This is a genomic window from Actinokineospora auranticolor, assembly GCF_002934265.1.
Taxonomy (GTDB): Bacteria; Actinomycetota; Actinomycetes; order Mycobacteriales; family Pseudonocardiaceae; genus Actinokineospora; species Actinokineospora auranticolor.
Genome location: NZ_PTIX01000005.1, coordinates 378,008 through 400,861 on the forward strand (window position 1 = coordinate 378,008; position 22,854 = coordinate 400,861).

The following is a 22,854-nucleotide window of genomic DNA, read 5'->3' on the forward strand; positions in this document are numbered from 1 at the left end:
GGCGTCAGCTCCCGACGGACACGTTCGACAGGAACGACAGCGGGCGCCCGTTCACGTCCGTGACCAGCCCGCGCACCCGGCTCCGGTACGGCATCAGCACGTTGACGAACGCGGGCACGACCGTGGCGCCGTCGCGGTACTCGATCTCGTGCATCCGGTTCATGATCGAGCACTGCCCGGCCGCCGGGGCCAGGAACAGCTCGTCGGCCAGCCGGACGAACTCGGGGTTGTCCCAGTGCGTGGCGTTGCCGACCCGGTCCGGCAGCATCGACCCGATCACGGTCGGCAGGTAGGGGATCGGGTTGAAGTCGATGAACGCGGGCCACTTTCCCCACTTCGACAGCAGTTCCGGCACGGGCACCACGTTGACCTCGACCTTCACCCCCGCCTTGGCCGCGTTCTCGGCGAACACCTGGGCCAGCTCGCGCATGCCGGGCAGCAGGCCGTCGGTCGTGATCGCGAAGGAGAGGTTCGGCTGCCCGGCCTCGGCCAGCAGCTTCTTGGCCTGCTCGATGTCCTGCTTCCGCTGCGGCACCCCCGGCGCGGGGCACTGCGGCGTGCCGCCCTCGTGGTCGTTCGCGACGCGGGCGTATCCGCCGAACGCGTTGGCGACGACCTGGTCGCGGTCGACGAGCAACCGCAGCGCCTGCCGGACCCGGACGTCGTCGAACGGCGCGACATCGGTGTTGAGGCCGATCCTGAGGGTGAAGTCGCCCTTGCTGTCAAGGAGCTGGATGCCGTCCTTGCCCGCGAGGGACCGGGCGATGGTGGGGTTGGCGCCCGAGGCGATGTCGACCTGGTCCGACAGCAGCGCGTTGGCCTGGGCCTGCTGGTTCTGGAACTCGGTGATCTCGACGGTGCCGACCATCGGCCGGGTGCCCCAGTAGGCGTCGAACCGGGTCACTGTGGACTGACGTCCGGGGGTGAAAGCCTTCACCGCGAAGGGACCCGTGCCGACCGGCTTCTCCGGCGCCGTACCCGCCTTGGTCATCGGCAGCAGGACGTTGGCCCAGATGTCCTTGAACGGGCCGAATGGCGCGCTGAGTCCGATGCGGACGGTGAGCGGGTCGACGGCCTCGACCGCGTTCGGGTCGATCTTCTCGATGAACGCCAGCCCCTGCGCGGCGTGTTGCGGGTCGCGGAGGTATTTGACGCTGGCCACGACGTCCGCCGAGGTGAACGCGGTGCCGTCGGTGAACTTGACGTCGGGTCGGAGCTTGATCGTCCACCGGGTGAGGTCCGCGTTCGGCGTCATCTCCGTGGCCAGCGCCCACTCCACCTTGCCGGTGGGGTCCAGGCGGGTCAGGCCCTCGTAGAGCAGCGCGCTGCGCAGCTGTTGCGTCGGGCTTTGGTTGCTGGCGTAGGGGTTGAGGGTCTCGCCGGGGTCGGTGGCTGCGGCGATGCGCAGCGTGGCGTCCTCGCTCCCGGCGGCGGTCGTGCGGTCCGGGGCGGAGCAGCCCGCCAGCGTCGTGGCGGCGAGCGCGGTGGCGGTGAGTGCGCGGGTCAGGTGTCCGGGGCGGTGGTGGGTGCGCGTCACTGGGCGACTCCGGTCTGTGCAGAGTGGACTCATCTAAGCCTTTAGACCAGGTCCCGACGTCTGGTCTCGGTGAGGTTCGGATCAGGTTACGACCGATACCGGGACAAAGAAAGGGGTCTCGGCGAACTTTCTAAACGATTAGAACGTGCTACGGTCGTGTCGTGTTGCCAGGGGGCTGACCAGGAAAGAGGACCGATGACCAGTCCGTACGAGCACCTGTTCGTCAGGAAGATGCCGAACTGCCTCGACGACCTCGTCAACGAGGGTTCCGCCGCCGGGGTGGTGGAGCCGCCGAACATCGGCGAGGCGCTCGCGCTGATGCGGTCCGAGGAGGTGCCGGAGAGCAAGATCCACCTGACGTACTGCTGGATCAAGGAGTGCGACAGCCCGGTGGAGTGGGTCAAGGAGCACGTGCACGACTACGACGAGGTCCTGATCTGGCACGGCAACGACCCCGAGGACCCGGACTACCTGGGCGCGGAGATCTACTTCGACATCGAGGGTGTCCGGCACACGGTCACCACCAGCGGTTCGGTCTACATCCCGGCGGGCGTGAAGCACTGCCCGCTCGGGTTCACCAAGGTCGACCGGCCGTTCCGGTTCAGCGCGCTGTCGCTGGCCCCGAACTACGCGTCGGCCGACAAGAAGGCGTAGTCGCGCGCACCGCGCCCGCCCCGGACCGGGGCGGGCGCGGTGTCATGTCCGGGGTTCGCAGCCGCAGGTCACGCCGACGCTGAGGGTGCCGTCGAGGATGGCGTCCCGGGGCGCGTCGCCCGCGTGGACCCGGTCGAGCGCGTCGAACGCGCGCGCCGCGAAGGTCTCCAACGGGAGACGGACCGTGGTGAGCGGGAAACCGCCCAGCACCGCTTCCCGGATCCCGTCGAAGCCGACGACCGCCAGGTCCTCCGGCACCCGCAACCCGAGGTTCGTCGCGGTGCGGATGGTGATGAGCGCCTGCTCGTCGGTCGTGGCGTAGATGGCGCGGGGGCGGTCGCGGCCCCGCAGTACCCGCTTGACGGCCTGCTCGGCGGCGACCCGGTCGAAGGACGAGCGGACGAGCCTGCCCGCGGTCGGCAGACCCGCGTCCGCCATCGCCCGCCGCCAGCCACCCTCACGGCCGACCGCCGGACCCACCTCGATCTCCCCGGCCAGGCAGGCGATGTCGGTGTAGCCGTGCTCGACGAGGTGCTCGACGACGAGCCGGGCACCCTCGTGGTCGTTGAAGGTCACGTTGGGCGAACCCGCACCGGGAACGGCCCACTGCAAGAACACCCGTGGCGTCTCGTCGTCGCCGCGGGGCGCTTCGCCGGTGGTGACGAAGATGCCGCGGGGGCGCAGCTCGGAGAAGGCCTCGCCGTACTCGTCGCCGAGGGACGAGCCGTAGCCGGTGTTGCCGAGCAGGGTCAGCAGCCCCCGGCCGCGCCCCTCGGCCTCGATGCAGCGGGAAAGCTCGCCGTAGAAGGCGTTCGCGGTGTCGGGGACCAGCAGGCCGATGAGGTTGGAGCGACCGCCGCTGAGCGCGCCGGCCAGCGGGTTGCGCCGGTAGCCGAGCATCTGGATGGCTTCCTCGACCTTGACCCGGGTCTTCTCCGACACGGGCCGGGGCCCGCCGTTGAGCACGTAGCTGACCACGGCGGTGGACGTACCCGCCAACCGCCCCACGTCGAGCAACGTGGGCTTCCGCGCCGACCGCTTCCCACCCACGCCGCCACTCCCCTGCCTTGACCGGAGCGACCACTGTAATCCACCGGCTGCCTGCCCGCGCCCACGACAAGCGGGCGCCCGCCCCCGCCGGTGCGGGAACGGGCGCCCGAGGGGATATCAGGCTCCGGTGTAGACGAGGTTGTTGGGGCTCTTCGGGTCGGTGACCTTGTTCTTGGTGGCGCTGGCGACCAGGGCGTCGCGGACCTGGGCGGGGGTGGCGGTGCGGCCCGTCAGGTACAGCGCCGCGGCGCCCGCCACGTGGGGGGTGGCCTGGGAGGTGCCGCTCACGGTCTGGGTGGCGGTGTCGGACGTGCGCCAGGCCGAGACGATCGAGACGCCCGGGCCGAAGAGGTCGACGAGGTCGCCGTAGTTGGAGAACGACGCCCGGCGGTCGGTGTTGTCGGACGCGGCGACGGTGATGGCCTCGGGGACGCGGGCGGGGGAGAAGCCCGCGGCGTCGGCGTTGGAGTTGCCCGCGGCGACCGCGTAGGTGACGCCCGAGCGGATGGAGTTGCGCACGGCGGTGTCGACCGTGTCGTCCTTGCCGCCGCCCAGGCTCAGGTTCGCCACGGCCTTCTTGCCCGCCGCGTCCTTGGTGACCCAGTCGATCCCGGCGATGACGCCCGCGAGCGTCCCGCTGCCGTTGTCCCCGAGCACCCGCACCGCGACGATGCCGACCTTCTTGGCCACCCCGTACGTGCGGCCGCCGACGATCCCGGCCACGTGCGTGCCGTGCCCGTGGCCGTCCTGCGCGACGTTGTCCTTGTCCACCGCGTCGTAGCCGTTGCGGGCCCGGCCCTCGAACTCCTTGTGGCTGATCCGCACGCCGGTGTCGACGATGTACGCGGTCACGCCGCTGCCGCCGTTGTCCGGGTACGTGTAGGTCTTGCTCAACGGCAGATTCCGCTGGTCGATGCGGTCCAGGCCCCACGGCGCGCTGCTTTGGGTGCCCTCGGCGGTGATGACGTGGTCCTGGGTGACATAAGCGACCGACGGGTCCGCCGCGATTCGCCGGGCGGCCCGCTCGGAAAGCCGCGCGGAATACCCGTTGAGCGCCGAGGAATACGTGTGCTCGACCGTGCCGCCATACCGCCCGGCGTGGTCGCCCGCCGCCGCGTGCACGGCGCCGTCCTTGAACACCACCACGTACGAGCCGGTCACCGCGGTCCCGGATGCGGCCCTGACCTGGCCCTCCTCCGCCTGGGCCGGGGTGGCGACGGCGAGCACGGCGGCCGCGGCCGCGACGGCGGCGACAGCGGTTCTGGCGCGGAAATGCGTCGACATCGGTAAGCCTTCCCGTCATGGCCCACGCTCTCGGGGCCGTTGGGAAAAGCCTGACATGAATGCGCGCGGCGGCGGAGTTCGCGCATTCCCAATTCCCAACTCGTAACGGAAAGCGCGTCGGTGTCCTGCGTTTATGTCGACCTCGTTACCCGGAATGCGGCGGTGTCCGGGTTCCGCGCACTGGGATCACCCATTCGCGCTCTGTGACGGTGGACGTCGTGGTGTAACCGTGGTGGGGGAGCGGATAATTTCAGGGGGTAAATAACGGAAGTATTCCGGGGTGCCCCCTAGGTGATCTCCCGGGATTGTCCCTGAACCGCGGGAACGGCCCCGTGCCCCGTGTGGGGTCCCGCTACGGTCACGGCCATGAGAGCTGCGGTGCACACCAGGTTCGGTCCGCCGGACGTCGTGCGGGTCGTCGAGACGCCCGTCCCCGTTCCCCGGGCCACCGACGTGCTGATCAAGGTGCACGCCACCACCGTCACCTCCGCAGAGTGCACCATGCGCCGCGGCGAACCCCGGTGGGGCCGCGTCATCCTCGGCCTGCGGAAGCCGCGGCGGGGGCTGCGCACCCTGGGGCTGGAGGTGGCGGGCGTGGTCGAGTCGGTCGGCTCGGCCGTGCGCCGGTTCGCCCCGGGCGACGAGGTCTTCGGCTTCACCGGGTTCGCCGTCGGCGGCCACGCCGAGTACCTGCGGATGCCCGCCACCGGGTCCCTCACCCTCAAGCCGATCGGGCTGTCCTTCGCCCAGTCCGCCGCGGCGGTCGACGGCGCCACCACCGCGCTGTTCTTCTTGCGGGACAAGGCGAAGGTCATCCCCGGCGACCACGTCCTGGTCAACGGCGCGTCCGGCAGCATCGGCACCTACGCCGTCCAACTCGCCAAGCGCCTCGGCGCCCGCGTGACCGCCGTCTGCGGCCCGTCCAATGTGGACCTGGTCCGCTCCCTCGGTGCCGACGCGGTCATCGACTACACGACCACCGACTTCACCGCGAACCACGACACCTACGACGTCGTCTTCGACGCCGTGGGCAAAAGCTCCTTCCAGGCATCGCGCGCCGCGCTCAAGCGCCGCGGGAAGTACGTCCCGACAACGGGGTTGACCAACAACGTCTGGTCGCTGTGGACATCGGTCCGCGGTGGCAAGAGGGTCGTGACGGGCATGTCCGTCAACAAGAGCGCCACCCTGCCGGTCATCAAGGAACTCCTGGAGACCGGCAAGCTCCGCGTCGTCATCGACAAGACCTACCCGCTGGTCGACATCGCCGAGGCCCACCGCCACGCCGACACCGGCCACAAGCGCGGCAACGTCGTGGTCTTGGTCGTCGACGATCAGTAGTGGCGCAGCCCCGTGCGGAGGGTGCTCGCCCAGGGCGCGTCGATGGTGTCGGCGCCGAGCGCCAGCACGGTGTTGCAGAGGAACCCACGCGCGAAGAACCGCTGGATCGCCTCGTCGTCGGCGCCGGTGACCGCGCGGACGTACTCGACCTCCCGGGCGTAGCAGGCGCGGATCGCGTCGCCGATGGCGGGCTCGGTGGCCGCGCACGTGGCCTGGAGCAGGACCAGCAGCAGGTCCCGGTCGACGATCAGGCGGGCGTACGCCTCACCCAGGGCGTCGAGGACCGCCGCGGGGGCCGTGCCCTCCGCCTTCGCCGCGGCGTCGGCGAAGGCCTCCCGCATGCGGGTCGAGCAGTGCTCGATGACGGCGACGAACAGCGACTCCTTGTCCGGGAAGAGCCGGTACACGTAGGCCTGCGAGATCCCCGCGGCCTTGGCCACCTCGGACGTGGTCGTGCCGTAGTACCCCCGGGTGGCGAACGCCCCGATGGCGGTCCGCAGCACGACCTCGCGGCGTTCGTCCGCAGTGGAGAGCTGCCTGGAGCTCGTACGTGCCATGTGACTAATCAACCACTCATACTCTGTCGCTGTCAACCGAGTAGCTGCCGGTACCACGCGATCGTGGCCGCGATGCCCTCCTCGAACGGCGTCGGCCGCAGCCCGAACGCGTCCTCGACGGCCCGGCAATCCACGATCTGCGGCTCCAGGTACTGGTAGAACAGCTCGGCGTATTCACGCATGAACACCTCGTCGAACGGACCCCAGGCCCGGTCGGTCGCCGCGGGCAGCACGTCCCGTGTCAGCTCGACGCCCAACTCCCGCTCGATCAAACCGTGCACCTGGCGCGTCGACAGGGTCGAGATGGTGGGAACGTGCCACACCCGCCCGAGTGCTTCCGGTCGCTCGCCCAGGGTCGCGAGCGCGCGGGCCACATCGCCGATGTGGCTGAAGGCGTGCGGCTGGTCGATGTCGCCCAGCGCCACAACGGGCTCGCCGTGCAGTGCGGGTACGAAGACCGCGCCGCCGAGCGCGGAGTTGAGCACTCGCGGCCCGTAGAAGTCCGCGGCCCGCGCGATGGCCACCTCGGCCACCCCGTCGGTGTGGGCGCGCAGGTAGCGGTCCGCGACCTCCGCCCGCAGCCGCCCCTTGTGCGAGGTGGCCCGGTGCGGCGTCCGCTCGGTCATCGGCTCACCGCCGGTGGGCCCGTACATGTACAGCGTGTCGGTGACCACGAGCCGCGCCCCGCTGCTCGCGGCGCCCGCGAGGAAACCCGCCTGGAGCCGGGGGAGCAGGTCGTCCCACAGGTGGTACGGGGCGTGCGCGCAGTGGTAGATCGCCGTCGCGCCCGCGCAGACCTCGCGCATGCGGGGTTCGTCGGTGATGTCGGCGGCGACGAGCTCCGCCGCCCGCGGCACCGACGCCGAGCCGCTGCGGTTGACCGCGCGCACGCGGTGTCCACGGGCCAGCAGCTCGTCGACCAGGGTGAGCCCGGCGGGGCCGGTGCCGAACACGACGTGCAGCTCAAGAGCGTTCATCGAATCCTCCGCGGTGATGAGTGGTAGACCACTCACTCTTGTCCTCGTCGGACGACGAGCGAGGGCGTGGGCATAGAAGTAATTAATCACTCACACCTGCGGGTGTCAACCGGGCCGAGAGGGGGTGGTGCCCCCTCTCGGCCACGGGGCGCGGCGAGCCGGACTCGGCGCGTCGAGGAGTGCGCCGAACAGGTTTTCCAGGCGCTGCACCGGATGTAGCGGCCCGGGAAACCTGTCCGGTCGCTCCCGGCGCTAGCGGATGGCGGCCAGGACCCGGCTGTCGCCGTGCTGCCAGATGGTGTCGATCTCGGCGAACCCGGCGTCGGTCAGGGCGTTGACGTGGGTGCGCAGCCCCTGGGTCTCGGTGTGCGGGTCGTGGCCCGCGCGGGGCTTGACCAGCTCGCCGAAGGTCGGGTCCTGGGCGATCGCGTCCCACCACTGCTCCCAGTTGTCTCTGGGCTCCTCGGCGGTCGACCGACCGAGGGCCGCGTGGACCCGGGCGAGGGTGGGGGCGAAGTCCTCGGCGGTCAGGTGGTCGCCGTCGAGGAAGACCGCGCCGGGCGCCAGGACCGAGTGCAGTTCGGCGTACGCGGCGCGCAGCCGGTCCTCGGGCAGCCAGTGCAGGGCGGTCGTGCTGACCGCGGCGTCGACGGGGCCGTCCAGGTCCAGCACCGCGGTCCAGTCCGGCCGCGCCAGGTCGGCCGAGACGAAGCGCAGTTCCGGAGTGTCGGCGTACGCGGCCTGGGCCAGCCCCAGCAGCAGCGGGTTCGTGTCGACGGCGACTATCCGCGCCTTCGGGAGGCGCTCGCGTAGTCGCACGGCGAGCGACCCCGGGCCGCAGCCCAGGTCGAGCACGAGCGGGTCGGGCTTGTCGACGACCTCGACGAGCGCGTCGGCGATGACGCCGAACAGCGTCTCGCGGTGGGGGACGTAGAACTCCTGCTGGGCGTCCCAACGGGCGATCCAGGACCGGGCGTGCTCGCGCACGGCAACCTCCGTGACTGGCGTGGACTAGACTGCCAGTCACAAACCTGCCGGAAGAGGTGTCACTGGTCAAGTGCGATTCGACAGTCACTACGACGGCCCGGTCCGCGCCGCCGCCCACCTGGTCAACGCGGTCACCACGGGACAGGCCCGGGGCCGCGCCTACGCGCCGCCCGACGGCACAGCCCTGCGCGACGCGGTCGCGGAGGCCCTGCGCACGGCGGGCGCCGAGGACCTGACGGTCGTCACCGCCGCCGCGGCCGACCGCCTGCGCCGGGCCGCCACGACCCTGCGCGGCGTCTTCGCGGCCGTGGCCGACGACCGCCTGTCCGAGGCCGCGACCCTGGTCAACGACGAGCTGGTCGACCACCAGGTCCGGCCGGTCCTGCTCCGCCACGACGACGACCCGACCTGGCACGTGCACCAGTTGGGCACCGTGGGCGGCCTCGCGGGCCAGTGGGCGGGCACCTGCGCGGCGGCCCTGTCCGTCGTCATCGGCGGCCCGTCCGCCGACCGCCTCGGCGTCTGCACCGCGCCCCGCTGCGACCGCGTCTACGTGGACACCTCCCACAACGGATCGCGCCGCTTCTGTTCCACTGCCTGCCAAAACCGCGTCAAGACCGCCGCCTACCGGGCCCGCGCCACATGATTGCCTTGCGCGGACGGGGTGGTTGCTGCCACGATGGCGCCATGTCTACGCGAAGGGGCGGCTGCGCCCTCGGCCGATGAGCCGCCGCACGCGGCGGAGACCGCGTGTTCCCACTGTTGCACCCTTTCCCGATCCCGAGCCGATTCGGCGCGAGTGGACCGCGCACGCGACCTCGTCCGAACCGGCCGACCGGGACACCGCCGAAGCGGCCATCCGCGGGGCTGTACTCCCTGGTCGGGCCGATCCGCCGCGTTTCCGCTGGGTCGGGTCCCCGAGCGCGGGTGCCGTCCTGGCCGCCGCGCCCGTGGAGTCCACTGTGGCCTACCGGCTGCGGGTCCACGTGCACGAACGCCAGGAGTTGTTGCGGCGCGTCTGGACCAAGCACTGGCACGGCGCCGCGGTGTTCCGGTTCGAACACATGTCCATTGTGGACAAAGCGGTCCGCGCCGCGCTGGACCGCGACTTCCGCCGCGGCCTCGTGCCCGCCCTGCTGGGCGCCATCGGTGGTGTGCGGTACGTCCGGTACGGCCAGCACGACGTCGGCTGGGTGGCCGGGCTCGACGCGCACCGGCGGGTCTTCGCGCCCGACCGCCCCGACCCGGCCCTCGACCTGTGGACCGCGCTGGCCCGCTCGTGCGGGTGGTGGTGGCCGGGGGACGGGGAATGCGTTGTCGCGGAACGACCTTCGGTGTTCGCGCTCGACGACGTCGACGACGCGATCCGCCCGCACCGCGCGGATGGCCCCGCGGTGCGCTACCCGGACGGCTGGTCCGTCCACTTCTGGCACGGCACCGCGGTGCCCGCCTGGGTGATCGAGGACCCGACCCCCGAGCGCATCGACGTCGAGCGCAACGCCGAGGTGCGCCGCTGCGCCATCGAGCACCTCGGCTGGCCCGCGTACCTCGAGCGCTCCGGCAGCGCCCTCGTCGCCACCGCGCCCGACCCCGGCAACCAGGACGCCGAACTGCGGCTCTACGACCTGCCCGCGTGGGCAGGCGCGCGAATGCTGTTGGCGGTCAACGGTTCCCTCGAACGCGACGGGACCCGACGCCGCTACGGCCTGCGCGTCCCGCGGTGGGTCGACTCGCCGCTGCAAGCCGCCGCCTGGACCTACGGACTGACCACCGAGCAGTACGCGACCCTGCTCCGACGCACATAGGTGACACACATGAGACTTGGCCAACTGCTCGACCACACCGGACTCGACGTCCTCGACCACCTCGAACGCGAGGTCGCCGTCCCCGTGATCGACGGCCCGCAAGCCCAGGGCGACCTGATCGTCCTCCCCGCCGTCGAACTGGCCTACGTCAAGCCCTGGCGGGAATCCGGCTGGTCGCAGGTCCCGCCGGAGGGCGTGGACCTGATCCGCGGGGGCAACGGTGCCAACCCGCACACCCTCGTCGGCGACCCGGGCACCTGCCGCTTCACCTGGGAGGTGCGGGATTCCCTGGGGCTCGCCTTGGCCCTCCTGGAGAACACGGCACCGGTCTACCTCATCCACCCCGAGCACGGTGGAACCGGCATCGCCCCGGGCCGGTGGGTCGTCCGCAGGCAGCAGGAACGCGGCCGTCCGCGCAGGGGCAGCGGGTTCACCTGGGGCGACGGCCTGAGCCCGAACTTCGTCGTCGACTAGGGCGGGGTGGCGCGCCCGGCCGGGCGCGCCACCCCGGCGGTCAGCAGTCGGCGGAGCGGGTGGCGGATTCCAGGGACTTGGTGAGCAGCTTCAGCCACTGCGTGGCGGTGGCCGTGTCGTTCTGGTCGAGGGGTTCGTTGACACCCGGCAGAACCTTGACGGCGTAGCCGGTGTACGTGCCGGGGGCGTAGATCTGGTGGCGGTACCAGGCCCGGTCCGGCAGGCCCTCGGACCGGGTCAGCGCCCGTTCCTGGGCCAGCACCGACCGGTTGAGCCGGTCCAGCCCGTCACGGCCGCCGAAGGACTTGTCGCGCAGCAGTTTGTCGCGTGTGGACTCCAGTTTCTCGGTGGCTCGCAGCCAGTCCTGGGCGGCCTTGGTCGCGGCCGTCACGTCGACCCCGCGCTTGCCCGCGGCCGCCAGGTAGGTCAGGGTCTCGCGGGCGTAGTCGGAGTAGTTGAGGGGGATGACGTCGGCCTGGGCCAGGCGCAGGCCGACCAGGCCCGTGGTCTGGGCGGACACGGACTGGTAGCGCGAACCGGGGTCGACGAAGCGCTCGAGGTTCTGCGGGTCGTCGATGGTGCTGTGGTAGTTGCCGCCGGGGGAGTCGAAGCCGAGGTCGGCCGACGGGACGCCGAGCCGGTCGAGGAACGCGGTGTAGTCCGAACCGCTGCCGAGGCGGGTGGGCACCGGGGCGCCCTGCGCGGTCCAGTTGGCGTAGACCGTGCCCTTCTCCGGGTCCGGCACCACCTTGGTGACGTCGGTGATCACGTCGTCGAGCGCCGGGACCGACGACGCGCCGAACGAGCGGCCCGCCGTGCCGTCCATGTTCAGGTACGCGACCGCGCCCCGCCGCAGCTCGGGGGCGAGCTGCTCGACCCACTCGGTGGAGCCGAGCAGGCCGTACTCCTCGCCGTCCCAGCCCGCGATCACGATCGTGCGCTCGGGTCGCCACCCGGTCTTGAGCAGCCGCGAGATGCCGTAGGCGATCTGCAGCGCCGAGGTCCAGCCGCTGGTGTTGTCGACGCTGCCGTAGGTCCAGGCGTCCCGGTGGGCGCCGATGATGACCTTCTCGTCGGGGCGGCCGCGCCCCTTGATCTCGGTGATGATGTTGTCGACCGGCAGCTGCTGGTACTCGATGTCGAGGTCCAGCCGGGCCTCGGTGGGGCCGGGCCCGACGTGGTACGGGAAGTCGAGGCCGCCCTGCCAGTTCGCGGGCACCGCCGGGCCGCCGAGGGCGCGCAGCAGGTGCTGGGCCTCGCCGTAGGAGATCGGGGTCGTGGGGATGCGCGGCAGGTTGTCCGCGTCCTCCGGGTCGATCCGCTCGGTACCGGGCACCGACGGCTCGCCCGGGGTCAGCGGGTCGCCGGGGTATTCGAAGATGTACTGCACGCTGCCGCGCTGGATCGAGTCCGCGGGCCGCCACGGGCCGTCGGGGTAGACCGGGCCGCGCACGAACCCGTCGTCCTTGGGGTCGGAGTAGATGATCACGCCCTTGGCCCCGTGCTCCTGCGCGACCTTCGACTTCACGCCGCGGAAGCTGCCGCCGTAGCGGGCCAGCACGATCTTGCCCCGGACGTCCACCCCCAGGGAGGCCAGGTGCTGGTAGTCCTCGGGCAGGCCGTAGTTGACGTAGACCACCTGTCCGGTGACGTCACCGGCGGGTGAGTACGCGTTGTAGCCGACGACCGCCTCGTCGAGGTACTTCTGCCCCGGGTAGGGCTTCTCCTTGACGCTCAGCGTCCGCTTCGTCGGGGCCGTGACCTCGACCTTGATGTCCTTGGCCACCGACCCGTACACCGAGTACCGCACGTGCCGGGCGGGCAGGCCCCACTCGCGCAGCTTGCCTAAGGCGTACTCACCGGCGACCCGGTTGCCCTCGGTCCCGATGAGCTGGGGCCTCGACGACATCGTCGTGTTCAGTTCCTTGGCCTGCGCCGGGTCGATCGCGGCCAGGAAATCCTTCTCCGCTCGTCGCTGCGCGGCCGAGTGGCCGGCGGTGAACCCGAGCAGGGGCTCATCCCGCGCGGCGGCGGGCACGGTGGCCAGGGAGGTCAGCAGACCCACCACGGCCGCACCCGCGACAACCTTCGAACTGCGTTGGGTGATGCTTCGCATACGGCCAGTCAACCGGTCCCGCCGGTGGGGCACCACCCACTGATCGTCCGGCGTCTTACCAGTTGGAACCCGGGAACGCCCCGAACGAGTGGCACCCGACCCGGGGATTGCCGGGTCCGTGCGGACCGCACCACGATCGGGAGTCCACAGTGGTCCGATCCGGAAGAGGCGCGGCGATGTCGAAGTGCGGGAGAGTCCTGGGCTTGGTCCTGTCCCTGGTGGCGGCGGCGGTGGTCACGGCGACACCGGCCCAGGCGCTGCCGGCCGGGTGCGCCAAGCCCGGGTCGCTGAACTGCCTGCGGATCACCAGCGGCGCGTTCGCGGGGAGCCTGGACATCGAGAACCCGGACGACCCGCACGCGTACTTGCGGTTCCGGGGCGACAACGGTGAGCGCTCGTTCTGGAAGCTGGAGCAGAACGCCGACTTCACCTTCCGCATCCGCAACCTGGCCAGCGGCAACTGCGTCGACGTGTGGCGCACCAACGGCTACCTGGACCAGTGGGAGTGCGTCGGGCAGAGCAGCCAGCGCTGGCACCTGGTCCCGTTCGCCGCCGACCTGTCGAGCTACTTCGTCAAGCAGGAGGACACCGGCCGCTGCTTCACCCTCGACAACGACGGCTACGTCTACGTCGGCGACTGCGCGGCGGGCGACACCCGCCAGTCGTTCACCCTCGGCGTCGACGGCAGCACCCTGGCGGGCACGAAGAACCTCGCCGTCCGGTACGCCATGAAGGTCTGCGACAGCAAACCGGAGACCTGCGGCTGGAAGGAGGACAAGACCAAGTACCCGGCCTACCTCGCCCCGGCCGAGTGCGTGAGCCAGCTGGTCAAGAACGCCACCCCGAACGAGGCCACCTACACCCGCACCTGGACCCAGACCACCGGCTGGCAGAACACCGTCGGCGGCAGCGTCACGGTGTCCACCGACATCGGCATCGATCTGGGCATCAAGGCGAAGGTGACGACCGCGATCCAGGCCAACTACCAGCACGCCTGGATCGGCTCGGAAGCGGTCTCCGACGCGGTGTCCATCAAGCTGAAGCCGGGGGAGTACGGCTGGGTGACGCGCGCGGCCCTGGTGAAGAAGGTGACCGGCACCTGGACCCTCGACCTCGCGGGCCAGAGCTGGACCCAGAAGGCCACCATCGTCATCCCCGCCAAGGACGGCACGGACAGCAAACTCAGCGCGGTCGTCCTCAAGGCTGGCAAGACCCCGCCCACCGACTGCAAGGGCTGACGGGGGGAATCCACAGTGGACGGGTGTGGGGTCGGGAGCGTCGACCCCACACCCGCTCAGACGGCCGGGTTGAAGCGGGAGAACTCGGGGGCGGACCAGTGCAGCGGGATGGCGTCGGCCACCTCGACCACGTCCGCCACGGTGAACCGCACCACGCGCTGGGCACCGGGGTGCCGGGCGGCGGACTCGGCGGACCAGTCGACGACGGCCGTGCCGGACAGGTGCAGTGCCGTGCCGGTGCTCCAGTCGGGGAACAGCAATCCCGCGCGCGGGTCGAGTTCCAGGTTGCCCAGCGTGAGGAACATGGCGTTGCCCGAGTAATCGGGCCACTCCAACTCGGCGCCGGGACCGACCTGGACGAATCCCGGGTTGCCGCCGCGGTGCGAGGTGTCCACGGACTCGTCGGCAGCGGTCGTCACGAAGAACGTGTCGGCCGCCGCGATCACCCGCCGCTGCGCCTCGGACAGCGACTCGCTCCAGGTCGCGGTGGGGGAGCCCGGCGCGACCGGTAGTGGTGACCGGCGCTGGATGTACTGGGGGCAGTTGGCCACGACCTGTTCCACGTCGACGGCGAGCCCGTCCGGCGTCGGCCGGGCCAGTCCGTTGACCCGCATCCGCCGCCGGGTGTCGGGCTCGATCGCGATCGTGCCGACCTGGGTCGGTCGGGTCAGGGCCGCCGCCAACGGATCGGCGGCGTTCGGCCGGGCGGCGACGGAGATGGTCCGTTCGTCCGGCGCGGCCAGGAATCCGGGGCGGCCGGTGAGCGCGGTGGACCACAGGCGGCCCGCCGCGTCGGCCGCGCCGAGGAACAGCACCGGCTGCCGGGTCAGGAACTCCGCCGCGACGCGCGGCACGGTGTCGCGGGCGACCCGCTCGACGCGCGCGGACTCATCCCGGACCCCGGCGCGGACCTGGACCGCCAACTCCCCGCGGTGGTAGGCCATCAGAAGAACCCGCAGGTCGGGGCACCCGGGGTGGGCGCGTCGCCGGTGGCGCCGGTGGGCGCGTAGATCTCCAGCCGGATCCCGTCCGGGTCGTGGAAGAACACCCCGCCGGAGTCGGCGCCTTCTCGGTGTGGCACCACGCCGTCGTGGGCGAACCGCACGTCCAGTTCCTTGAGCAGCACCTCCGCCGCGCGCACCTCCTCGATGGTGTCGACCTGGAACGACAGGTGGTGCAGGCCCGGGAGCCCGGTCGGGAACTCCCCGCCGCTCTGCTGCCACAGCGTGACCAGCAGGCGGCCGTCGCGGCCGAGGAACGCGTACCGCCCCGGTTCGGTCGCGGTGACCTCGAAGCCGAACACCCGCCGGTAGAACTCCACCGACCGTTCCAGGTCCGTGACGTTCAACCCGATGTGCCCGGTGCTGACCTTGTCGACCGCCATCAACCGCCCCTCTCGTTGTCTAACCCTTATTCTCAAGTTAAGCGGTTAGGTGCGGGCGGTCAACCACCTAAATCGTTTTTGCCGGTGACGGTAGTTTGGACGGGTCGGTGTCTCGCGGGAAGGAGCGTGGTGTGTCCGCACGGCCCCTGGTTGGCGAACCCCTGTCGCTCGACCTGCTCAACACGCGGTGGGCGGGTCCGAGCGGGCCGCACGACGCGCTCGACACGGTCGACGGGTTGCGGGCTTGGCTGAGCGAGGCCGACTTGCCGGGGACGGTCGACGAGCCGACCCTTGCCGCGCTCCGTGAGACGAGGGATTCGATCCTCGCCGCGATCGGCGGTGACACCGCCGGTCTGGACGCGGTGCTCGACCGCGGCCGGGTGCGGTTGTGCGTCGAGGGGGACCGGATCGAGGTCGACCCCGCGTGGCTGCCGTCCTGGCTGGCCGCCCGGCACTGCCTCGACCTGCTGACCACCGTGCCGGACCGGATCAAGGCGTGCGCGGGCCCGACCTGCGTCCTGCACTTCCTCGACACGTCGAAGAACGGCAGCAGGCGCTGGTGCTCCATGGCGGGTTGCGGCAACCGCGCCAAGGCCAACCGCCACTACACCCGCTCGCGGGGGTGAGAGTTTCCACGATATGGAAAGCCGTTGCGCGAAGGTCGGCTATATCGCCTGTTCAGCGGCCTTTCCATGATGCGGGAAACGTCAGGGGCGTGGTTGACGGTCGTCGTCGGCATGCCTAGCGTTCCCGGCATGAGGTTGCCCCGGCTGACGACCCGTCAGCACGTCGACCTGGTCCGGGTGGCCAGCGCGCTCTGTTCGCGCGGCTGAGCGACCCCGCTCCCACACACCGCCGGTAGCCGCGCCCGAACTCGGGTCCCGCGGCTCCCCGGCGACCCCTCCCTCACCTGATTCCTCGCGACAAGGCGACAGGCACGCTCATGGGCATTTTCGCGCACTCCTCCAGACTTCCCCGACTCGCCGCGGCGGTCGTCCTCGCCACCGCGCTCGCCGCCTGCGGCACCGCGGACGCGGGTTCCGGCACCGACTCGAACACCGTCGTGGTCAAGCTGACCGACCCCGGCAACTACGGGCCCCTGGCCTACGCCAAGAAGAACGGCAGCTTCGACGCGCCGCTGGCCAAGCTCGGCGCCAAGGTGGAGTGGGGCGGCTCGTACGTCTCCTTCACCGCCACCACCGACGCGATCCACTCCGGCGCGGTCAACTTCGCCGAGGGTGCCTTCTCGCCCGCGCTCGGCTACCTCGCCACCTCCGACGACATCCGCGTCGTCGCGGTCAAGGACGTGGTCACCGACTCGCGCGCCGGCGCGGGTGACGGGCTGGTCGTGCGCCCGGACAGTCCTATCAAGACGATCCAGGACCTGCGCGGCAAGCGGGTCGCGGTGAACAAGGCCGGGCGCGGCGAGTACCTGCTGCTGCTCGCGCTCAAGGAGGCGGGCATCCCGGCGAGCGAGGTGCAACGCGTCTACCTGCAACAGGACCAGGCCGCGTCCGCCTTCGCCTCCGGCCAGGTCGACGCCTGGGTGGCCATCGTCCGGGCCTTCCCGCAGGCGCTCGCCAAGGGCGCCCGGGTGATCTTCCGCGGCCGTGACCTGCCCTCGGACGACCTGAACATGTTCGTCGCCCGCACCGACCTGCTCGACAAGAACCCCGAGGTGGTCCGGACCCTGATCGACGTGCTGTCCCAGTTGGACGAACAGGAGAAGGTGGAGCCGGAGAAGTTCCAGAACGTCTTCGCCGCGGAGGGGCCGACCGCGGCGACCGGTCTGCAACTGGAGAACAACATCGCCGTCGCCCGCTACGACAACGTGCTGCGGTTCCCGAAGCCCGAGGACGAGGCCCGGCTCAACGGCGTGTCCAAGGTGTTCGTGGACAACAAGGTCCTGGAGAAGGCGTCCGACCCGAAGAAGGTGTTCTACACCTGGGGTGAGCGGAAATGACGTTGGCGCCCGCCCGCGTGAACCGCGCGGAAGCACCGGCGCTGGCCGAACCGGAGTTCCTCGGCGCGAAGTCCCGCAACCGGTGGCTGTCGCTGGCCATCCGGGGCAGCGTCCCGGCGCTGATCCTCGTCGCGTGGTGGTACACGACCACGCACGGACACGTGTCCACCGAGGTGCTCGCGTCGCCGGGGCAGGTGCTCCAGGCCCTGGTGGAACTGGTGAACACCGGCCAGCTGTGGGACTTCGCGGTCGCCTCGTTCGGCCGCGCCGGGTTGGGCGTCGGCATCGGCGTGAGCGCCGCGCTGGTGCTGGGCCTGATCAGCGGGTTGAGCAGGCTCGGCGAGGAACTGGTGGACGCGACCGCGCAGATCATCCGCGTGGTCCCGTTCCTGGCCCTGGTGCCGCTGTTCATCTCCTGGTTCGGCGTCGACGAGGCGTTCAAGGTCGCGCTGATCGCGGTCTCCTCCGCCTCGCCGATGTACGCCTACACCTACCTGGGCGTGCGCTCGGTCGACCGGAAGGTGGTCGAGGCGGCGCGCGGGTTCGGCCTGCGCGGCTGGCGGCTCGCGGTCGGCGTGATCGTGCCGAGCGCGCTGCCGAACATCCTGATGGCGCTGCGCATCTGCCTCGGCATCAGCCTGGTCGGCCTGATCGCGGCCGAGCAGGTCGGCGCCACCGAGGGCATCGGCTACCTGGTGACCCTGGCCCAGCAGTACTACCGCAACGACTACATGGTGCTGTGCATCGTGATCTACGCGCTGATCGGGATCGCGGTGGACCTGCTGATCCGGCTGGCGGAGCGCACCGCCATGCCGTGGCGACGACACGGGACGGCGAGCGGATGACCACCGAGAACCCCGTCGTGCGGCTGCGCGGCGTCCGCAAGTCCTTCGGGGACAAGCGGGTGCTCGACGGCATCGACCTGGACATCGCGCCCGGCGAGTTCGTCGCGCTGCTCGGCCCCAGCGGCACCGGCAAGACAACCTTGCTGCGATTGCTGTCCGGCCTGCAACGCGCGGACGCCGGAACCGTGCTGGTGCCCCCGGTGCGCACGGTCGTCTACCAGGAACCCCGGCTGGTCCAGGCCCGCCGGGTGCTGGCCAACGTCACCATCGGCCAGCGCGGCCGGGCGGTCCGCGAGCCCGGTCTCGCCGCGCTCGCCGAGGTGGGCCTGGCGGACAAGGCCCGCGCCTGGCCCGCCACCCTCTCCGGCGGCGAGGCGCAACGGGTCGCGTTGGCCCGCGCCCTGGTCCGGCAGCCGCAGCTGCTGCTGCTCGACGAGCCGTTCGCCGCGCTCGACGCGCTGACCCGCTTGCAGATGCAGGAACTCGTCGCCGACCTGTGCGCCCGGCACCGCCCGGCGGTGCTGCTGGTGACCCACGACGTCGACGAGGCGCTGCTGCTCGCCGACCGCGCGATCGTCCTGCGCGACGGCGGCTTCGCGCTCGACCGCCGCCTCGACCTGCCCCACCCGCGCGACCGCGACGACCCCGCCGTCATCGCCCACCGCAAGGACTACCTCTCCGCGCTGGGCGTCACGTCCCGGCCATCCCCCAGGAGCACCGATGAGCACGCTCACGCTTGAGCAGAACCGGATCTGGTACACCCGCTGCCCGGTGCCCACCGCCAGCGGCCTGGCGCACAACCTCGGCTGGCTGACCGAGGAGTACGCCGCCGACGGCCTCGACGTCGGTGTGCTGCAGGACGCCGCGCCCGAGATCGCCGCCCGGCACTTCGACCACCGCCTCGTCGGCCTGTTCCGCGAGGGCGGCAACGTGCCCGCCCTGGTCGCCAAGTCCGAGGGCGCGCCGACCCGGCTGATCGGGCTGACCTGGATCGACGAGTCCCAGGTGATCGTCGTCCGGCCCGACGCGGGCATCACCGCCCCCGAACACCTCGCGGGCAAGCGGGTCGCGTTGCCCGCGCTGGCCGCCGACCGGGCGCGCAGCTTCCCGCGCGCCATGGCGCTGCACGGGTTCGTCGGCGCGCTCGGCACCGCCGGGCTGACCATCGCCGACGTCACCCTCGTCGAGGTGCCGACCGGTCAGGGCGACGTCGGCCGCGGTGCCGAAGGCGGGTCCTCCCTGTTCGGCATCGAGGCGCTGACCGCGGGCGATGTGGACGCCGTCTACATCAAGGGCGCGCAGGCCGCCGAGCAGGCGGTGGCGCACGGCCTGGTGGTCGGCATCGACCTGGATTCCTTCGCCGACAAGCGGTTCCGGGTCAACAACGGCACGCCCCGGCCGATCACCGTGCACGAACAGCTCCTCGACGAGCGGCCCGACCTCGTCGAGCGGTTCCTCGTGCGGACGCTGCGCGCGGCGGACTGGGCGGCGGAGAACCTCGACAGCGTGCGGGAGATCCTGGCCAGGGAGACCCGCTCCGGCGCCAAGGGCGTCGAACTCGCGTACCGGGACGGCTTCCACCGGTCACTGCACCCGGACCTGTCCGAGGCGCGGCTGTCCCTGCTGACCCGGCAGAAGAACTTCCTGCTGGCGCACGGGTTCCTCGCCCGGGACATCGACGTCGACGCCTGGGCCGCGCCCGAGCCGCTGGCCCGCGCCTGGGCACGGCTGGAGGCGGACCGGTGAGCGGACCACGGATCATCTGGACCATCCCCACCCGGGGCGACGGCAAGACGGCTCGCGGCTGGGCCCCGGCGCCCGCGCTGCCCGGGTTCCTCACCGACGGTCGCGTGGGCGGCCCCGCGTTCACCCCGTTCGACTACCTGCACCAGATCTCCCGCGCCGCCGAACTCGGCGGGCTCGCCGGGGTCTACACGCCGTACGACCCGCACGGAGAGGAGTCGCTGGTGGTCACCGGCTCCCTCGGCCGCGACAGCCGGTACCTGGAGGTCGTCGCCGGGTTCCCGGCCGGGATCGCGACCCCGGTCTACGCGGCGAAGCTGTCCGCGACCCTGCAACGCGCCTTCGGCGGCAGGCTGTCGTGGCGGCTGGAGGTGGACCTCGACGAGCGCGTGCAGCGCGCCCAGGGCGACTTCGTCACCGGCCCCGACCGCTACGCCCGCGCCGCCGAGTTCCTGACCGTGGCCAAGGCCGTGTGGCACGGGCGGGACGTCGACTTCACCGGCCGGTTCTACGAGGTCGTCAGGGGCGGCTTCGAGGGCCCGCTGGCCGGGCTGCCGTTCCCGACCGTGTACCTGTCCGGCACCTCCGACGAGGCGTTCGCGCTGTCCGCCGAGCACGCCGACGTGCACGTGTTCGACCTGGCCCCGGACCTCGACGCGCACCTGGCGCGCCTCGACCCCCGGGTCCGGCCCGCGCTGCAAGCGTCCGTGCACACCCGCGAGGACGAGGTCGAGCTGCGCGGCCCGGCGGGGCTGCGCGGCACGTACCAGCAGGTGGCGGACCGGATCCTGGCCTACGCGGACCGGGGCGTCGACACCTTCTTCCTCTCCGCCGAGCCCCGGCTGGAAGAGGCACTGCGGATCGCGCAGCACGTGCGGCCACTGCTCGCCGGGAGGGCGTGACATGAGCATCGACATCTGGTGGCGGATCGGCATGGCGGGCGACCCCGGCTCGCTGCGCACCGCCCACCGCCAGTCCCGCGGCGACTGGGCGCCCGCCGGACCGGACAGCATCACCCCGGGCCTGCGCGGCGGCGAACCCGACGGCTACGGCCTGCTCGACTACCTCGTGGAGACCGCGAAGGCGGCGGAGGGCCTGGGCTTCCACGGCGGCCTGCTGCCCTCGTTCGCGGGCACCGACGACCCGTGGGCCGTGGCGGCGGCGCTGGCCAGGGAAACCAAGACGTACAAGTTCATGATCGCCTTCCAGCCCGGGTTCCTGAACCCGGTGCAGGCCGCGCGGATGACCGCGAGCCTGCACCGCGCCTCGGCGGGCCGGGTCGCGTACAACATCATCACCGGCGGCGGCGGACCCCCGCAGCTGTGGTGGGGCGACAAGGTCGCGCACGACGACCGCTACGCCCGCACCTCGGAGTTCCTCGACGTGCTGCGCGGCGTGTGGGACGGCGGACCGTTCGACTTCGACGGCCGGTTCTACCGCGTCGAGGGCGCCGGCCTGCCCGGACCGCTCGCCGGGCTGCCGTTCCCGGAGGTCTTCTTCTCCGGCTCCTCGCCCGCCGCCATCGCGGCCGCCGGGCGGCACGCCGACAACTACCTGTCCTGGTTGGAGCCCTTCGACGCCCTGCGCGCCAAGTTCGACGCCGTCCGCGCGCACAGCGCCGCCCCCAGGTTCGCCGTCCGGGTCGACGTCCTGGCCCGGCCGACGGCCGAGGAGGCGTGGGGCGAGATCGAGCGCGGCTGGCGGCACGTGCGGCCCGAGGCGGTCCGCGCGCAGCTCTCCCGCGACGGCGGCGACTCGTTCGGGGTGCGCCGCGCGGTCGGCTTCCAGCCCGAGTCGTTCACCGGCTACCGCGACTTCGAGGTCGAGCCGAACGTCTTCGCCGGGCTCGCGCTGATGCGGCCCGGTCCGGCGTTCGGCCTGGTCGGCAGCTACGAGCAGGTCGCCGAGCGGCTCGACGGGCTCATCGACCTGGGTGTGGAGTCGTTCATCCTGGCCGGTGGGCCGCACCTGGAGGAGGCGTACCACGTCGCCGAGGGGGTGTTGCCGCTGCTGCGCGGCAGGCCCGGGGAGCGCGCACCGGCCGAGTCGGTGACGCTGAGTGCGTAGACTGACCGCCGACGACGGAGCGGGAGGCCGGTGATGGCGACCAGCGCGGCCCCGGCGGGCGCGCAGGCCGTGCAACGCGCCCTCGGGGTGTTGCAGTGCTTCCGGTACCTCGGTCCCGAGCTGGGCGTCAGCGACATCGCCCGCGCGCTGGAGCTGCCGGTCAGCACCGCGCACCGGCTGGTCCTGACCCTGGTCGCCGCGGGTTTCCTCGAACGCGACGCGGCCACCGCCCGCTACCGGCTCGGCACCACCGTTGCCGAGCTGGGCCAGCTGCACTACTTCCGGCACGGCCTGCACCGGCTCGACCCGGTGCTGGCCGCGCTGGGCCGGGCCACCAGGGCGTCGGCCAGCATCGCGGTGCGCAGCGGCCACGACGCGCTCGTGCTGATCGGCGGCACGGTCGGCGCCGAGTCCTCCGACGGCATCCGCACCCCGCTGCACTCCACCGCCATGGGCAAGGTGCTGCTGGCCTGGGCGCCACCCGGCGAGGACGACCTGGACGCGCTGCCCGAGCTGGTCCGGCTGACCGACCGCACCATCGGCGACCGCGCCGAACTGCGGGCCGAGCTGGCGCGGGTGCGGGTGGCCGGGTACGCGGTCAACGACGGGGAGAGCGAGGTCGGCATCCGGTCGGTCTCGGTGCCGGTCCTCGACGCCGACGGCTTCGGCTACGCCGCGCTCACCCTCCGGGCCACCCCGGAACTGATCACCGACGACCGCGTCCGCTGGTTCGTCGACCAGGCACTGGCCCGTGTGGACCGGGTCGCCGCGCTGCTGCTGCCTGGCAAGTAACTCTCCCTTCCCCTGTTTTCGGGGTCTCTTCACCGTATCCGCA

At 71.6% G+C, this 22,854-nt stretch carries 24 protein-coding genes; 15 read left to right on the forward strand and 9 right to left on the reverse strand.

Going from position 1 to position 22,854, the window contains the following annotated elements; genetic code table 11:
* Positions 1-4 precede the first annotated feature (4 nt).
* Positions 5-1,537, reverse strand: coding sequence for an ABC transporter substrate-binding protein (locus CLV40_RS12375; protein ID WP_245931238.1), 1,533 nt, complete (start codon positions 1,535-1,537; stop codon positions 5-7).
* Between the two features lie 195 nt (positions 1,538-1,732).
* Here CLV40_RS12375 and CLV40_RS12380 point away from each other — a divergent pair, with 195 nt between their 5' ends.
* Positions 1,733-2,191: a cupin domain-containing protein gene (locus CLV40_RS12380; RefSeq protein ID WP_104478994.1), complete on the forward strand. Its 459-nt coding sequence runs from the start codon at positions 1,733-1,735 to the stop codon at positions 2,189-2,191.
* 42 nt (positions 2,192-2,233) lie between these two features.
* On the opposite strand, the gene CLV40_RS12385 is transcribed toward CLV40_RS12380, so the two are convergent.
* Together CLV40_RS12385 and CLV40_RS12390 are read right to left on the reverse strand one after the other, a co-directional pair.
* Positions 2,234-3,241 carry a LacI family DNA-binding transcriptional regulator gene (locus CLV40_RS12385; protein ID WP_104478995.1) on the reverse strand — a complete coding sequence of 336 codons (1,008 nt, stop codon included), beginning with the start codon at positions 3,239-3,241 and terminating at the stop codon, positions 2,234-2,236.
* 117 nt (positions 3,242-3,358) lie between these two features.
* Positions 3,359-4,525 carry a S8 family peptidase gene (locus CLV40_RS12390; protein WP_104478996.1) on the reverse strand — a complete coding sequence of 389 codons (1,167 nt, stop codon included), beginning with the start codon at positions 4,523-4,525 and terminating at the stop codon, positions 3,359-3,361.
* A 366-nt stretch (positions 4,526-4,891) separates the two neighbouring features.
* Here CLV40_RS12390 and CLV40_RS12395 point away from each other — a divergent pair, with 366 nt between their 5' ends.
* Positions 4,892-5,863: an NAD(P)-dependent alcohol dehydrogenase gene (locus CLV40_RS12395; RefSeq protein ID WP_104478997.1), complete on the forward strand. Its 972-nt coding sequence runs from the start codon at positions 4,892-4,894 to the stop codon at positions 5,861-5,863.
* Here the strand turns inward: CLV40_RS12395 and CLV40_RS12400 are convergent.
* The 3 genes from CLV40_RS12400 to CLV40_RS12410 form a co-directional block, all read right to left on the reverse strand.
* On the reverse strand, positions 5,857-6,420 hold the full coding sequence (locus CLV40_RS12400; protein ID WP_104478998.1) for a TetR/AcrR family transcriptional regulator: 564 nt from the start codon (positions 6,418-6,420) through the stop codon (positions 5,857-5,859). The two genes, CLV40_RS12395 and CLV40_RS12400, sit on opposite strands and share 7 nt — an antisense overlap.
* Before the next feature lie 32 nt (positions 6,421-6,452).
* Positions 6,453-7,397, reverse strand: coding sequence for an NAD-dependent epimerase/dehydratase family protein (locus CLV40_RS12405; RefSeq protein ID WP_104478999.1), 945 nt, complete (start codon positions 7,395-7,397; stop codon positions 6,453-6,455).
* Between the two features lie 252 nt (positions 7,398-7,649).
* A complete protein-coding gene (locus CLV40_RS12410; RefSeq protein WP_104479000.1) occupies positions 7,650-8,384 on the reverse strand; it encodes a class I SAM-dependent methyltransferase in 735 nt (244 codons plus the stop codon).
* A gap of 70 nt (positions 8,385-8,454) precedes the next feature.
* Here CLV40_RS12410 and CLV40_RS12415 point away from each other — a divergent pair, with 70 nt between their 5' ends.
* The 3 genes from CLV40_RS12415 to CLV40_RS12425 all read left to right on the forward strand — a co-directional run bounded on the left by CLV40_RS12415 (position 8,455) and on the right by CLV40_RS12425 (position 10,663).
* Positions 8,455-9,030, forward strand: a complete 576-nt coding sequence (locus CLV40_RS12415; protein ID WP_104479001.1) for a CGNR zinc finger domain-containing protein — start codon at positions 8,455-8,457, stop codon at positions 9,028-9,030.
* Between the two features lie 316 nt (positions 9,031-9,346).
* Positions 9,347-10,189 carry a DUF6745 domain-containing protein gene (locus tag CLV40_RS12420; protein WP_245931239.1) on the forward strand — a complete coding sequence of 281 codons (843 nt, stop codon included), beginning with the start codon at positions 9,347-9,349 and terminating at the stop codon, positions 10,187-10,189.
* Between the two features lie 9 nt (positions 10,190-10,198).
* On the forward strand, positions 10,199-10,663 hold the full coding sequence (locus tag CLV40_RS12425; RefSeq protein ID WP_104479002.1) for a hypothetical protein: 465 nt from the start codon (positions 10,199-10,201) through the stop codon (positions 10,661-10,663).
* A 40-nt stretch (positions 10,664-10,703) separates the two neighbouring features.
* Here the strand turns inward: CLV40_RS12425 and CLV40_RS12430 are convergent, their stop codons facing one another.
* Complete coding sequence (locus CLV40_RS12430; RefSeq protein ID WP_245931240.1) at positions 10,704-12,779, reverse strand: M28 family peptidase; 2,076 nt, start codon at positions 12,777-12,779, stop codon at positions 10,704-10,706.
* A 176-nt stretch (positions 12,780-12,955) separates the two neighbouring features.
* Between CLV40_RS12430 and CLV40_RS12435 the strand changes: the two genes are divergently transcribed.
* Positions 12,956-14,017, forward strand: a complete 1,062-nt coding sequence (locus CLV40_RS12435) for an RICIN domain-containing protein (protein ID WP_104479003.1) — start codon at positions 12,956-12,958, stop codon at positions 14,015-14,017.
* A 56-nt stretch (positions 14,018-14,073) separates the two neighbouring features.
* On the opposite strand, the gene CLV40_RS12440 is transcribed toward CLV40_RS12435, so the two are convergent.
* Positions 14,074-14,961, reverse strand: coding sequence for a pyridoxamine 5'-phosphate oxidase family protein (locus CLV40_RS12440; RefSeq protein WP_245931241.1), 888 nt, complete (start codon positions 14,959-14,961; stop codon positions 14,074-14,076).
* Entirely contained in the window at positions 14,961-15,401 is a 441-nt protein-coding gene (locus CLV40_RS12445; RefSeq protein ID WP_181043460.1) for a VOC family protein, read from the reverse strand. The genes CLV40_RS12440 and CLV40_RS12445 overlap by 1 nt, the downstream gene beginning before the upstream one ends.
* Before the next feature lie 131 nt (positions 15,402-15,532).
* Here CLV40_RS12445 and CLV40_RS12450 point away from each other — a divergent pair, with 131 nt between their 5' ends.
* The 9 genes from CLV40_RS12450 to CLV40_RS12485 all read left to right on the forward strand — a co-directional run bounded on the left by CLV40_RS12450 (position 15,533) and on the right by CLV40_RS12485 (position 22,811).
* Positions 15,533-16,027 carry a CGNR zinc finger domain-containing protein gene (locus CLV40_RS12450; protein ID WP_104479005.1) on the forward strand — a complete coding sequence of 165 codons (495 nt, stop codon included), beginning with the start codon at positions 15,533-15,535 and terminating at the stop codon, positions 16,025-16,027.
* 129 nt (positions 16,028-16,156) lie between these two features.
* Complete coding sequence (locus CLV40_RS40765; RefSeq protein WP_425428235.1) at positions 16,157-16,234, forward strand: putative leader peptide; 78 nt, start codon at positions 16,157-16,159, stop codon at positions 16,232-16,234.
* A 110-nt stretch (positions 16,235-16,344) separates the two neighbouring features.
* Positions 16,345-17,364, forward strand: a complete 1,020-nt coding sequence (locus CLV40_RS12455) for an NrtA/SsuA/CpmA family ABC transporter substrate-binding protein (protein WP_104479006.1) — start codon at positions 16,345-16,347, stop codon at positions 17,362-17,364.
* Positions 17,361-18,209: an ABC transporter permease gene (locus CLV40_RS12460; RefSeq protein ID WP_104479007.1), complete on the forward strand. Its 849-nt coding sequence runs from the start codon at positions 17,361-17,363 to the stop codon at positions 18,207-18,209. Before CLV40_RS12455 ends, CLV40_RS12460 begins: the two co-directional genes overlap by 4 nt.
* Complete coding sequence (locus CLV40_RS12465; protein WP_104479079.1) at positions 18,206-18,949, forward strand: ABC transporter ATP-binding protein; 744 nt, start codon at positions 18,206-18,208, stop codon at positions 18,947-18,949. The genes CLV40_RS12460 and CLV40_RS12465 overlap by 4 nt, the downstream gene beginning before the upstream one ends.
* Positions 18,930-19,955 carry an ABC transporter substrate-binding protein gene (locus CLV40_RS12470; protein WP_104479008.1) on the forward strand — a complete coding sequence of 342 codons (1,026 nt, stop codon included), beginning with the start codon at positions 18,930-18,932 and terminating at the stop codon, positions 19,953-19,955. Before CLV40_RS12465 ends, CLV40_RS12470 begins: the two co-directional genes overlap by 20 nt.
* On the forward strand, positions 19,952-20,854 hold the full coding sequence (locus CLV40_RS12475; RefSeq protein ID WP_104479009.1) for an LLM class flavin-dependent oxidoreductase: 903 nt from the start codon (positions 19,952-19,954) through the stop codon (positions 20,852-20,854). The genes CLV40_RS12470 and CLV40_RS12475 overlap by 4 nt, the downstream gene beginning before the upstream one ends.
* Before the next feature lies 1 nt (position 20,855).
* The gene (locus CLV40_RS12480) at positions 20,856-22,019 is read left to right on the forward strand and encodes an LLM class flavin-dependent oxidoreductase (RefSeq protein WP_104479010.1); all 1,164 of its coding nucleotides are present in this window, start codon (positions 20,856-20,858) and stop codon (positions 22,017-22,019) included.
* Between the two features lie 33 nt (positions 22,020-22,052).
* Entirely contained in the window at positions 22,053-22,811 is a 759-nt protein-coding gene (locus CLV40_RS12485; protein ID WP_104479011.1) for an IclR family transcriptional regulator, read from the forward strand.
* The last annotated feature ends 43 nt before the right edge of the window (positions 22,812-22,854 follow it).